Annotated in this window: 11 protein-coding genes; 5 read left to right on the forward strand and 6 right to left on the reverse strand. The window is 76.2% G+C overall.

Annotated features, from left to right (window positions below; translation table 11 throughout):
• Positions 1-93: 93 nt before the first annotated feature.
• Positions 94-3,021, forward strand: coding sequence for an FAD-binding and (Fe-S)-binding domain-containing protein (locus tag ACFQ6N_RS16340; RefSeq protein WP_380649653.1), 2,928 nt, complete (start codon positions 94-96; stop codon positions 3,019-3,021).
• A gap of 53 nt (positions 3,022-3,074) precedes the next feature.
• Here the strand turns inward: ACFQ6N_RS16340 and ACFQ6N_RS16345 are convergent, their stop codons facing one another.
• On the reverse strand, positions 3,075-3,581 hold the full coding sequence (locus tag ACFQ6N_RS16345) for a hypothetical protein (RefSeq protein ID WP_380649654.1): 507 nt from the start codon (positions 3,579-3,581) through the stop codon (positions 3,075-3,077).
• Between the two features lie 57 nt (positions 3,582-3,638).
• Positions 3,639-4,151, reverse strand: coding sequence for a DUF1453 domain-containing protein (locus tag ACFQ6N_RS16350; RefSeq protein ID WP_380649655.1), 513 nt, complete (start codon positions 4,149-4,151; stop codon positions 3,639-3,641).
• Between the two features lie 86 nt (positions 4,152-4,237).
• Here ACFQ6N_RS16350 and ACFQ6N_RS16355 point away from each other — a divergent pair, with 86 nt between their 5' ends.
• Positions 4,238-4,861: a TetR/AcrR family transcriptional regulator gene (locus tag ACFQ6N_RS16355; RefSeq protein WP_380649657.1), complete on the forward strand. Its 624-nt coding sequence runs from the start codon at positions 4,238-4,240 to the stop codon at positions 4,859-4,861.
• Between the two features lie 106 nt (positions 4,862-4,967).
• Here the strand turns inward: ACFQ6N_RS16355 and ACFQ6N_RS16360 are convergent, their stop codons facing one another.
• Complete coding sequence (locus tag ACFQ6N_RS16360) at positions 4,968-5,417, reverse strand: CBS domain-containing protein (protein WP_380649658.1); 450 nt, start codon at positions 5,415-5,417, stop codon at positions 4,968-4,970.
• Positions 5,418-5,493: 76 nt separating this feature from the next.
• Positions 5,494-6,528 (reverse strand): slipin family protein, encoded by a 1,035-nt coding sequence (locus ACFQ6N_RS16365; protein ID WP_380649659.1) that lies wholly within the window; start codon positions 6,526-6,528, stop codon positions 5,494-5,496.
• Positions 6,529-6,692: 164 nt separating this feature from the next.
• Here ACFQ6N_RS16365 and ACFQ6N_RS16370 point away from each other — a divergent pair, with 164 nt between their 5' ends.
• Entirely contained in the window at positions 6,693-7,481 is a 789-nt protein-coding gene (locus ACFQ6N_RS16370; protein WP_380649660.1) for a uracil-DNA glycosylase, read from the forward strand.
• Between the two features lie 7 nt (positions 7,482-7,488).
• On the opposite strand, the gene ACFQ6N_RS16375 is transcribed toward ACFQ6N_RS16370, so the two are convergent.
• A complete protein-coding gene (locus tag ACFQ6N_RS16375; RefSeq protein ID WP_380649661.1) occupies positions 7,489-8,262 on the reverse strand; it encodes an SDR family NAD(P)-dependent oxidoreductase in 774 nt (257 codons plus the stop codon).
• Between the two features lie 118 nt (positions 8,263-8,380).
• On the opposite strand from ACFQ6N_RS16375, the gene ACFQ6N_RS16380 reads away from it, so the two are divergent.
• Positions 8,381-9,229: a helix-turn-helix transcriptional regulator gene (locus tag ACFQ6N_RS16380; protein WP_380649663.1), complete on the forward strand. Its 849-nt coding sequence runs from the start codon at positions 8,381-8,383 to the stop codon at positions 9,227-9,229.
• Between the two features lie 50 nt (positions 9,230-9,279).
• On the opposite strand, the gene ACFQ6N_RS16385 is transcribed toward ACFQ6N_RS16380, so the two are convergent.
• On the reverse strand, positions 9,280-10,158 hold the full coding sequence (locus ACFQ6N_RS16385) for a CHAD domain-containing protein (RefSeq protein WP_380649664.1): 879 nt from the start codon (positions 10,156-10,158) through the stop codon (positions 9,280-9,282).
• Between the two features lie 145 nt (positions 10,159-10,303).
• Here ACFQ6N_RS16385 and ACFQ6N_RS16390 point away from each other — a divergent pair, with 145 nt between their 5' ends.
• Entirely contained in the window at positions 10,304-10,978 is a 675-nt protein-coding gene (locus ACFQ6N_RS16390) for a hypothetical protein (RefSeq protein ID WP_380649665.1), read from the forward strand.
• Positions 10,979-10,990: the final 12 nt, after the last annotated feature.

Genomic DNA, 10,990 nt, shown 5'->3' on the forward strand with positions numbered 1-10,990 from the left:
GTCGGCGGTACCCCCGTCGTGCCCGGTACCCCCCGGGCGCCGGGGCTGCCATGATCGGCCCAGCCGCAGCCGTGTCCCCCCGGGAGGTCCCTGGTGAGCCGTCCGTCCGCCGTACCCGGGGCCGAACTGGCCCGTGAACTGGCCGCCGTGCTGCGCGGCGAGGTCCGCTTCGACGCGGCCGAGCGGACCGTCTACAGCCATGACGCGTCCAACTACCGGCAGCTGCCGCTCGGCGTGGTCAAGCCCGCCGACACCGACGACGTGCGCACGGCCCTGGCGCTGTGCCGCGCGTACCGGGTGCCGGTGGTGGCGCGCGGGGCCGGGACCAGCGTCGGCGGGCAGGCGATCGGCCCGGGCGCGGTGGTGCTGGACTTCCGCCGCCACCTCGGCGGGGTGGAGGTCGACCCGCAGGCCCGCACCGCGCGGGTCCTGCCCGGCACCGTCCTGGACGACCTCCAGCGCGCCGCGCGCCCGTACGGGCTGCGCTTCGGCCCGGACCCGTCCACGCACAGCCGCTGCACCCTCGGCGGCATGATCGGCAACGACTCCTGCGGCTCGCACTCGCTCGCCTGGGGGCGCACCGCCGACAACGTCGAACGGCTGGAGCTGCTGCTCGCGGACGGCACCGAGCTGACCGTCGGCGGCCGGACCGGCCCGGAGGAGCGGGCGCAGCTGCGCTCCGCACCCTGCCGGGCCGGTGAACTCCACACCCGGCTACAGGAGTTCACCGACCGCAACCTCGCCACTATCCGGCAGGGGATGCCGCGGCTGCCGCGCCGCACCTCCGGCTACCCGCTGGACGCCCTGCTTCCCGAGCACGGCCACGACCTCGCCCGGGCCCTCACCGGCACCGAGGGCACCTGCGCGCTGCTGCTCGGCGCGACCGTCCGGCTGGTCGAGGAGCCGCCCGCGCGGGCCCTGGTGGTGGCCGGGTACCCCGACGAGGGCGCCGCCGCCGACGCCGTCCCCGCGCTGCTGCCGTTCGGACCGCTGACCGCCGAGGGCATGGCGGCCGACCTGATCGCCGCGCTGCTCGCCGCCGGGCCCCGCCCACCCGCCCTGGACCGGCTGCCCGCCGGCGCGTGCTGGCTGTTCCTCGAGACCGGCGGCGCCACCCCGCGGGCCGCCTACCAGGCCGCCCGCGAGCTCGCCGACGCGGTGCGCCGCGAGCGCTCGGCCACCGTCGCCCTGGTCACCGACCCGGCCGAGCAGCGCCAGCTGTGGGCGGTCCGGGAGGCCGGCGCCGGGATCGTCACCCGGCTGCCGCGCGAACCGGCCGGGGCCGCCGCCGGTCCGGCGGCCGGCGGGGCCGACGAGGCCTGGCCCGGCTGGGAGGACTCCGCCGTCCCGCCCGAGCGGCTCGGCGACTACCTGCGGGACCTGCGCGCCCTGCTGCGCCGGCACGGGCTGCGCGGCATCCCGTACGGGCACTTCGGCGACGGCTGCGTGCACCTGCGGATCGACTTCCCGCTGGACCGGCCCCACGGGGTCCTGGCCTTCCGGGAGTTCCTGGAGCAGGCGGCCGACCTGGTGGTCTCCTACGGCGGTTCGCTCTCCGGCGAGCACGGCGACGGGCAGGCCAGGGCGGAGCTGCTGCCGCGCATGTACCCGCCCGAAGTCATCGCGCTGTTCGGCGAGTTCAAGCGGATCTGGGACCCGGAGAACCTGCTGAACCCGGGCGCCCTGGTCGACCCCCGGCCGCTCGACGCCGACCTGCGCTTCGTCACCGCCCCGCGCCCGCTGCCGCTGGCCCTGCCGTACGAACAGGACGGCGGCAGCCTGGCCACGGCGGTGCACCGCTGCGTGGGCGTCGCCAAGTGCGTGGACCCGAGCACCGGGGTGATGTGCCCGAGCTACATGGCCACCGGCGAGGAGCGGCACTCCACCCGGGGCCGGGCCCGGCTGCTCGCCGAGATGCTGCGGGGGGACGCCGTCCCGGACGGCTGGCGGTCCGGCGAGGTCCGGGAGGCGCTGGACCTCTGCCTGAGCTGCAAGGGCTGCGCCAGCGACTGCCCGGTGCACGTCGACATGGCGACCTACAAGACCGAGTTCCTGTACCAGCACTACCGGCACCGGCCGCGCCCCCGCTCGCACTACTCGATGGGCCGGCTGCCGCTCTGGCTGCGGGCCGCCGCGCTCGCCCCCGGGGCCGCGAACGCGCTGGCCCGCTCCCCGCTCGGCGGCCCGCTCAAGCGGCTCGGCGGGATCGACCCGCGCCGGGTGCTGCCGGTGTTCCCGCCGGAGACCTTCACCGACTGGTTCCGGCGGCACCGCGCCGCGCACCCGGCCCCGGCGGGCGGGCGGCCGGTCCTGCTGTGGCCGGACACCTTCTCCGACCACCTCCAGCCGGGCGTACTGCGCTCGGCCGTCGAGGTGCTGGAACACCTGGGCTTCGACGTCCGACTGCCGGACGACCCGGTCTGCTGCGGCCTCACCTGGTACTCCACCGGCCAACTGGGCGCCGCCCGCCGGGTGTTGCGGCGCAGTCTGCGGACTCTGACGGCAACCGGGCTCCCGGCCGACACCCCCGTGGTCGGCCTGGAGCCCAGCTGCACCGCCACCCTGCGCGAGGACCTGCCCCGGCTGCTCGGCGCGGACGGCCGCCCGCTGGCCGAACGCACCCGCACCTTCGCCGAGTTCATCGACGAGCATGCCCCGGACGCCCCGCTCCCCCGGATCCCGCTGGACGCCGTCACCCAGACCCACTGCCACCAGCACGCGGTGCTCGGCAGCGCCGCCGACCGCCGGGTGGAGGCCCGACTCGGGCTGCACAACCGGGTGCTGGACTCCGGCTGCTGCGGACTGGCCGGCAACTTCGGCTTCGAGCGCGGGCACTTGGAGGTGTCCGAGGCGATCGCGGAGCGCGTCCTGCTCCCCGAGGTCCGGGCCGCCGGGCCGGACACGGTGGTGCTGGCGGACGGCTTCAGCTGCCGCACCCAGATCACCCAACTCGCCGAGGGGCGGCAGGCGTTGCACCTGGCGGAGCTGATCGCCCGGGCCCTGCGGGAGCCGTCGGCGTAGGAGCCCCGCGGAGCAGGAGTCCTACGGATCAACAGCCCTGCGGGGCAGGCGCCCTACGGGTGGGAGGCCAGGAAGGCTCCGGCGTGGGCCGCGGCCTCCTCCCTGCTCGGGTGCCCGGTGTCGGCTCCGCCGCGTTCCCCGTCCGCGCCGGTGGCCGTCCAGCGCCAGCCGCCGGCCTTCTCGTCCTCGAACAACTCCGCTGTTCCGCCGAACAGTTCGAGCACCCCCGGCCGGGCCGCCGGACGACTGACGGCCTCCGGCCACTTCTTGCGCGCGCCTTGCCGGGTGATGCCCCAGGCGGCGCCGAGCTGTTCGTAACTGGCGCCGTAGGAACCGGCGGTGCCGGCCGCGACCGCGGTGAGCCGCTTGACCTCGGCGTCCACGAGCTTCCAGGCGGACAGGACGGAGAGGGCGACCTCGGCCGGCTCCGCGTTCCACATCCGCTCCCGGGGCAGGCCGGTCACCCGGGAGCGGACGGCGGTCGCGAGGGGGCCGAGCGCGTCGAGCAGGGCCCTGGCCAGCTCGGCCTGCTCCTCGTGGGTGATCTCCACTGTCGTCATAATGACAACCATAGTTAACGAGATCTGGTTCGACAACCAAAGTTACCACCCTTGATGCTATCGACGGAACCGGTCCGAGCCGAGCGGCAGCTTCAGGCCCCGCCGCTCGGGAGCGAACGGAATACCGGAGGCGAGTCCGCGCCACCCGACCACCAGCGCCTCCCCCAGGAAGCCGACACCGATGGACAGCTGGACGGGCCGGGCGTCCGCGGCGAGGCCGAAGTGCGCGGCGAGCGCGGCGAAGCCGGCCATCACCGCGAGGGACAGGACCGCCACCAGGAAGGTCCGACCGGTGTAGCGCTGCCACAGCACACCCTCGCGCTCGTAGACCCGGATCGTGGCGCCGCGTACCGCCCCCAGCGCGGCACCGAGCACGGCACCCGTCACGACCCAGGCCGCGTCCCCCGCGCCGAGGCCGTGGCGCTGCCACGGCGCCCACAGACCGAGGCCGGTGAGCACCACCGGCGGCCCGAACAGGTCCCGGGCGTTCAGCGGTTCGCCGCGCAGCCGCCGGACCACCACCACGACCACCACGACGGCGATCAGCACCACGTACACCCAGCCACTCATCCCTGCCCCCACTTCCCCTGCCCCACCTTTTTATAGCCTGACCGTGCTAAATCAGCAATTTAGCTCGCCCGTGCTATAACGGCAACATGCCGAAGATCGTCGACCCCGTGGAGCGCCGCCAAGCCGTCGCGGACGCCGTCCTGCGCGTCGCGGCCCGGGACGGGCTGGAGCACGCCTCACTGCGCAACGTCGCCGAGGAGGCCGGACTCGCGATCGGCTCGGTGCGGCACTACATCGCCGGCAGCTCCGAACTGATGATCTTCGCGATGCGGGAGCTGGCCCGCCGGATCGACGCCCGCATCCACACCCGCGCCCGCGACCTGCTGGACCCCGGCCCGGCCCCCGGCGCCGACCGGCGCGAGCAGAGCGCGCGGCTGCTCGCCGAGATCCTCCCGCTCGACGCCGAACGCCGGGAGGAGTCCGCGCTCTGGCTCTCCTTCGTCACCGCCGCCCGCACCCGGCCCGAACTGCGGCCCCGCGCCGCCGAGATGCAGAGCGGCCTGGACGCGCTGGTCCGGCACGTCCTGACCGAGGCCGAGCACTCCGGCGGCCTCGCCCCGGGCCTGGACCTCGACATCGAGACCCGCCGCCTCTCCGCCCTGCTGGACGGCCTCACCCTCCAGGCCGTCCAACACCCCGACCTGGTCGGGCCGGACGAACTCCGGGCGGTACTCCGCCGCCACCTGGACACCCTGACCCCGACGCCCTGACCCGGACGCCCTGACCCGGACGCCCTGACAGCTTCCTGGCACCGCGCCGGCCGGCCCCGGGCACTACGGCGCGACGGCCCTCACCCCCGGCGGTCAGCCCCAGCGGTCAGCCCTGGGCGGCCGCCGCCGGCGCCTCCTGCGCACAGACCGCCGAGACGAACTCGGCCACCCGGGCCTGCGGCAGACCGCGCGCGATGTCCGCCTCACTGATCATGCCGACCAGCTTGTGCTCCGGGTGGTTGATCACCGGCAGGCGCCGCACCTGGTACTGCTCCATCACCCGCAGCACCTGCTCGCAGTCCTCGTCCGCCTCCACCGTCATCGGCCGGCCCTGCGCCAGCTCGCCCGCCGTCACCGAAGCCGGATCGCGCCCCTCGGCCACACAGCGCAGCACGATGTCGCGGTCGGTCACGATGCCCAGCAGCTTGTCGCCCGGCCCGCAGATGGGCAGCGCGCCGACCCCGCGCTCCCGCATGATCCGGGCGGCGGCGGCGAGCGTCTCGTGCTCGCGGATGCACTCCGCGCCCGGGTGCATGATGTCGCTGGCTCTGGTCATGGTCCGCCTCCTGACCTGGCTTCCGCCCCCCAGTCCATCGTGGTCCGCCCGGGTGGCCGACGCCACCGGGCACCGCTCAGCGCTCCGGCGCCGCCGGTGCGCCGCCGGCCGGCCCGGCCGGTGAATCCGGTGGCGAGTGCGGTGAGTCCGGCCCGTCCGGCCCGTCCAGCCCCTCCAGCCCGTCCGGCTCCGGCAGCATCCCCAACAGCTCCTCCAGGCCCGGGAGTTCATGCCTGACCGGCTCCTGGTCGAGCTCCTCCTTCGGGATCTCCCCGCTCTCCACGGCCGCCTCCGCGGCCTTCGCCCCGGCGGCGACCGCCGCGGCCGTCAGCAGGTTCCGCTGCTGGACCTCCGTCGCGCTGTCCAGGAACCGCAGCAGTTCCACCGGGAAGGGCAGCACCAGCGTCGAGTTCTTCTCCGCCGCGACCTCCACCACGGTCTGCAGCAGGCGCAGTTGGAGCGCGGCCGGGGTCGCGCTCATCACCGCTGCCGCCTCCGACAGCCGTGCCGAGGCCTGGAACTCGCCGTCCGCCGTGATGATCCGCGCCCGCCGCTCCCGCTCGGCCTCCGCCTGCCGGGCGATGGACCGCTTCATCGACTCCGGCAGGGCGACGTCCTTGATCTCCACCCGGTCGATCTGGATGCCCCAGCCCAGCGCCGGGCTGTCGATCATCACTTCCAGCCCCTGGTTGATCGGTTCGCGGTTGGCCAGCAGGTCGTCCAGTTCGCTCTTGCCGATGATCGAGCGCAGCGAGGTCTGCGCGACCTGGGACATCGCGAAGTTGTAGTCCTGCACGTTGACGGTCGCCTTCACCGGGTCCAGCACCCGGAAGTAGACCACCGCGTCCACCCGCACGGTCACGTTGTCCCGGGTGATGCCCTCCTGGGCCGGGATCGGCATCGTCACGATCTGCACGTTCACCTTGCGCAGCCGGTCCGCGATCGGCATCAGCGCCACCAGCCCGGGCTCGCGGACCTCCGAGCGCACCCTGCCGAAGCGGAACACCACGCCCTTCTGGAACTGCTGCACCACCCTGAGGCTCAGACCCGCCCAGATCGCCCCCAGCCCGGCCAGCCCCCCGAGGGCCCCCAGCACCGCATCGACGATCATCGCGGCCTCCTCGCGGCCTGCGCGCGCACAACTGCTTCCACGCTACGTCTGCCCGGCCCGGGCCGGATCGAACCCGAACAGAACGGGACAGAAGCGGTGACAAGCGGATACAAGCCCTCGCCTGAGCCCGACGCCCCGACGCCCCGACGCCCTAGGATCGGGCCATGCCGAGCACGGCCACGCCGCAGCCCCCCGCCGACGACCCCGGCGACCCCCGCCACCCCGCCGAGGCAGCCGCCCGGGCCACCGGACTCGCCGACCTGGACCGCGTCGTCACCGACTGCCGGGCCTGCCCCCGCCTGGTCGAATGGCGCGAGGAGACCGCCCGGACCAAGCGCCGCGCCTACCAGGACTGGGACTACTGGGCCCGTCCCATCCCCGGCTTCGGCCCGCCCGACGCGCCGCTCGTACTGGTCGGCCTCGCCCCCGCCGCCCACGGCGCCAACCGCACCGGCCGGATCTTCACCGGCGACCCCTCCGGCGACCTGCTGTACGCCGCCCTCCACGACCTCGGACTCGCCAACCGCGCCGAGTCCGTCCGCCACGGCGACGGCCTGGAGCTGTACGGCGTGCGGATCACCGACCCGGTCCGCTGCGCCCCGCCGGACAACAAGCCCAGCACCGTCGAACGCGACACCTGCCGCCCCTGGATCACCCGCGAACTCCGGCTGCTGCGCCCCACCGTACGGACCGTCGTCGCCCTCGGCGGCTTCGCCTGGCAGGCGCTGCTCCCGGTGGTCGCGGACGCCGGCTGGGAGGTCCCCCGCCCCCGCCCCGCCTTCGGCCACGACGCCCGGGTCACCCTCCCGGCCCGGGACGGCGGCCCGCCGCTGCGGCTGTACGGCTGCTACCACGTGAGCCCGCGCAACACGAACACCGGCCGGCTGACCACGGCGATGCTCACCGGCCTGCTGCGCGACGCGGCCCGCTCGGCGGGGCTCAGCCCCCGGTAGCGGGGCCTCAGTCGAAGCGGCGGGTGGCCGTGATCCCGCCGTCCACCGGCAGCGTCACGCCCGCGACGTACGAGGCCCGGTCGCTCAGCAGCCAGGCCGCCGCCTCGGCCACCTCGTCGTCCAGACCGGGCCGGCCCAGCGGGGTGGACCGGGCCACCAGCGCGCCGAACTCCGGGCCCGCCGTGAAGAACGCCTCCGTCCCGGGAGTGCGCACCACGCCGGGCGCGACGGCGTTGACCCGGATGCCGTGCCGGGCGTAGTCGGCGGTGGCCGCCTTCACCAGGCCGGTCAGGCCGTGCTTGGCGGCCTGCTGGGCGCCGTCGCCGAAGCCCCCGACCAGTGCTCCCACACCGGAGTTGAGCACCACCGCGCCGCCGCGCCCGGCCGCCGCCAGCACCCGCAGCTGCGCCCGCAGGCAGAGCCAGCTGCCGCGCAGGTTGAGCGCGTGCGCGTCGTCCCACTCCGCCTCCGAGCGCTCGGCGAGCGGGGCGGGCGCCGGGCCGTTGCCCGCGTTGTCGAAGGCCGCGTCCAGGCGGCCGAAGGCCTTCAGCGCGGCGTCCACCGTCCGCTGGGCACCGTCGGCGGTGGTCAGGTCGGCGGCGACCGCGACCGCCTCGGCGCCGGTGGCCCGCAGTTCGGTGGCCAGTGCCTCCACCTCGGGCGCGGACCGGGCGGCGAGCACCAGCAGCGCGCCCTCCCGGGCGAACAGCCGGGCGGCGGCCGCGCCGATGCCGCGGCCGGCGCCGGTGACGATCGTGACCTTGTCATCGAGAAGTCCCATGCGGCGAGCCTGCCGCCGGGGCCGCCGGCCCACCAGCGGCCGGGCGTTCCCCGGGAGCGGCCTGCCTGGGACAGCCAGGTCCTGGTTGTCGCGGCGCGGCTGTGGCAGCGTGTCCCGCATGCCCGAGACCCCGCTGGGCGCCTTCCTGCGCGCCCGCCGCGCCCGACTCGTGCCCGCCGACGCGGGCCTGCCCACCGCGGGGCGCCGCCGGACGCCCGGGCTGCGCCGCGAGGAGGTCGCCGCCCGGGCCGGGATCTCGGCCGACTACTACGCGCGCCTGGAGCAGGGCCGCCAGCGGGTGCCCACCGGCCCGGTCCTCGACGGCCTCGCCGAGGCCCTGCAGCTCGCCGGGTCCGAACGCGCCTACCTGCACCGGCTGGCCGCCCAGCGAGGCCGCCCGGCCCCGCCGCCCGCCGACGCACCGGCCCTGCCCGCGACCACCCTCGCCCTGCTGGACACCCTGGACGCCGCCCCCGCCTTCGTCACCGGCCCCACCTTCGACCTGCTGGCCTGGAACCGTCCCGCCGCCCTCCTGCTGGCCGGGCCCGAACGGCGTCCACCGCACGAACGCAACCTGCTCTGGCAGGTGTTCTGCTGCCCCTACCGGGACCGTTCGGCGGGGAACGTCGCCGCCGACGGCTCGATCGGCGCCGACCTGGTCGCCTCGCTGCGCGCCCACCACGCCGACCGGCCCCGCGACCGCGCCCTGCACGCCCTCGTCCACCGGCTGTCCGGCGACAGCCCCGCCTTCGCCGCCCTCTGGGACCACCACCGCGCCGCGCCACCCCGGCCCGGCCGCCTCCACTTCCGCCACCCCGCCCTGGCCACCACCGCCCTCGACTACACCGTCCTCCCGCTGCCCGAGGAGGGCCGCCACCTCTTCGCCTGCCTCGCCCCGCCCGACAGCCCCACCCGCCGCGCGTTCGCCGCCGCCGGACGGGCCGGCCCGGGGCAGCCGCTCCCGTAGCTCCGCCGACCGGGTCCGGCCCCGGGCCGGACACCCGGCCGCCGGGGCCGCTACCGGAACCGCGCCGTGCCCGCCCGGCGCGCCCGCTTCCACACCTGCGGCAGCCGCTCCCGGGCCGCCGCCTCCGCCGCCAGCTGGCGGCCGTACAGGACGCCGTAGCCGAAGGGCTCGCCGCCGGTCGCCGCGTGCCCGGCCAGGGTGGCGGCGGCGACGACGGCGTCCTGGTGCTCGCCGAGGACCTCCTGGACGGCCTTCATCCGCGCCGCGTAGCGCTCGGCCCTGGCACCGGCCGCCGGGACGGCCGTCTCCCCGGCGTAGCGGGCGCGCTTGGCCGCCTTGCGGGCCTCGTGGAGGGCACGGTCACGGTCCCCGGGGGCGGCGGCCAGGGCCGCCCGGACGCGGTCGCCGGTGCGGCGCTGTTCGCGGGCCGCGACCAGGGACAGCTCGGGGACGGCCGGGCGGGCCGCACGGCGGCGCAGCGGCGGGTCGGCGAGGAGGGTGGCGAGGGCGTCGCCGACGGCCCGGCGGCGGGGGCTGTCCAGCGCGGCGACCACCTCCGGCCAGACCTGGCGGTACTCGGCCTCGCCCCAGCGCTCCAGGGCGGCGGCGATCCGCTCCGGCCCGCACTCGGCGGGCAGCTCGCGGGCCTGCGCGGCCAGGCGTTCGGCCAGCACCTCGCGGTCGCGCGCGCCGCCGAGGGCGGCGGCGAGCCAGCGCAGCTCGCCGACCAGTTCCTCCGTCGTACCGGGGGCGAACAGCCGCCGGAAGGTCCGCAGGGCGCTGCGCAGCCGCCGACAGGCGACCCGCATCCGGTGCACCGCGTCCGGCTCGTCGGCCCGGACCGCGTCGTCCAGGCCGGCCAGCACCGCCGTCTGCTCCGCGATCCGGGCGAGCAGCACCTGCCCCACCGTCGTCTCGGGCTTCGCCATGCGCACTCATCCCCTCGTCGGGGCCGCCGGAACGCTATCCAGGTTAGGACGTCTGTCGACCCGGTGTCCGGTGAGGCGGCATCAGCCCGCGCAAGGGCCGATGTGCCCTCGTGCCGGGTGTGAGCCTCATGGCATACTCCGGAGCGTGACGACCTCCTCCCATGCGACCAGGGCCCTGCGGGCCGCGGTGTTCACCGCGCTCGCCGTGCCGATGGCCGCGTTGGGCCAGGTGGTCATCACCGGCCGCCCGCTGCCGCTGTCGCTGGTGGCCTGGGCGTGCGCCGTCGTCTTCCTGCTCGCGGCCGCGCTGGCCGGCGGGGAGCGGCGGATGCTGCACATCTCCGGTGTGCTGGTGCCGGTGGAGCTGCTGCTCAACACCACGTTCAACCTGGGCCAGGCCGGCTGTGGGCCGGTGCTGTCCGGGCAGGTGCCCACCCGCGGGGTGAACCTGCTGGTCTGCGGCGGCGGTTCGATGGACGGGTCGCTGCTCGCGGGCCCGCTGGGCCACGCCGGGCAGTTGGCGCCCGCCGCGACCCAACTGCTGCTCCTGCTGGTGCACCTGGTGATCGCGCTGGCCGCCGCCGCCTGGCTGCGGCTGGGCGACGCGGCCCTCTCGGGTCTGGCCCGGGCGCTGCACGCGCTGCGCGCCTCGCTGGCCCGGCCGCTGCGCGCCCTGCTGGTCCTGCTGCTCCCGGCGCCGGTGCGTCCGGTACTGCGGGTGCCGCTGCCGGTGTCGGACCACGTGCGGCCGCGCCGCGAGGACGTGGTGCTGAGCCCGGCCCCCCGGCGTGGCCCGCCGGCCTTCGCGCCTGCCTGCTGACCGTTTCCGTAC

Origin of the sequence: Kitasatospora sp. NPDC056446 (assembly GCF_042796115.1) — a bacterium.
Classification (GTDB): domain Bacteria; phylum Actinomycetota; class Actinomycetes; order Streptomycetales; family Streptomycetaceae; genus Kitasatospora.

Excerpts from the sequence above, each read along its gene's own strand:
- ACFQ6N_RS16345 (WP_380649654.1), bottom strand. The coding sequence starts at position 3,581 with ATGACGACAGTGGAGATCACCCACGAGGAGCAGGCCGAGCTGGCCAGG.
- ACFQ6N_RS16350 (WP_380649655.1), bottom strand. The coding sequence starts at position 4,151 with ATGAGTGGCTGGGTGTACGTGGTGCTGATCGCCGTCGTGGTGGTCGTG.
- ACFQ6N_RS16360 (WP_380649658.1), bottom strand. The coding sequence starts at position 5,417 with ATGACCAGAGCCAGCGACATCATGCACCCGGGCGCGGAGTGCATCCGC.
- ACFQ6N_RS16365 (WP_380649659.1), bottom strand. The coding sequence starts at position 6,528 with ATGATCGTCGATGCGGTGCTGGGGGCCCTCGGGGGGCTGGCCGGGCTG.
- ACFQ6N_RS16375 (WP_380649661.1), bottom strand. The coding sequence starts at position 8,262 with ATGGGACTTCTCGATGACAAGGTCACGATCGTCACCGGCGCCGGCCGC.
- ACFQ6N_RS16370 (WP_380649660.1), top strand. The coding sequence starts at position 6,693 with ATGCCGAGCACGGCCACGCCGCAGCCCCCCGCCGACGACCCCGGCGAC.
- ACFQ6N_RS16380 (WP_380649663.1), top strand. The coding sequence starts at position 8,381 with ATGCCCGAGACCCCGCTGGGCGCCTTCCTGCGCGCCCGCCGCGCCCGA.
- ACFQ6N_RS16385 (WP_380649664.1), bottom strand. The coding sequence starts at position 10,158 with ATGGCGAAGCCCGAGACGACGGTGGGGCAGGTGCTGCTCGCCCGGATC.
- ACFQ6N_RS16355 (WP_380649657.1), top strand. The coding sequence starts at position 4,238 with ATGCCGAAGATCGTCGACCCCGTGGAGCGCCGCCAAGCCGTCGCGGAC.